Origin of the sequence: Campylobacter sp. 2018MI10 (assembly GCF_018501175.1) — a bacterium.
Classification (GTDB): domain Bacteria; phylum Campylobacterota; class Campylobacteria; order Campylobacterales; family Campylobacteraceae; genus Campylobacter_E.
This window is the reverse complement of record NZ_JAHCZD010000115.1, coordinates 1-412: the sequence shown is the minus strand read 5'-3', so window position 1 is coordinate 412 and position 412 is coordinate 1. Positions and strand designations below refer to the sequence as shown.

Sequence of the window (412 nt, the reverse complement as noted above, 5' to 3'; positions counted from 1 at the left end):
TTACACTGTTGAGACCAACCCGATAATCAAGATCACGGTCACGATGGCACTTGAATGATAGCGCAGCCTACTCGCAATAAGCGCCACCATAGACACAACAAGAACACCGCATGCCATCGTCATACCGGCCGCAAGGACTTGCGGATCTAGCATCTCCCCTGCATTCCAGCAGTTCATGTAATAGCCAACCAGATACCTCAATTCTAGTACCGATACGGCCGGGCCATACAAAACGAGTATAAATGGGATCAAAAGAGCCGTCGGTGCCGATAATGCCAATGGCCATGACATTCCAATCACGGCGCCAAAGACACCCCACGCGAGCATCCAGACAACACCAATCAACGACATTTTTACAATTTGATCCCCAGATCCTGAAAGCAGAACGAAAACGCCTACAGCTATTGTAGAA

General features: G+C 49.0%; 1 protein-coding gene. It reads right to left on the bottom strand.

From position 1 onward, the window contains the following. On the bottom strand, positions 1-412 hold a 412-nt coding region (locus tag KJR01_RS10640), incomplete at its 5' end, for a hypothetical protein (protein WP_214119082.1).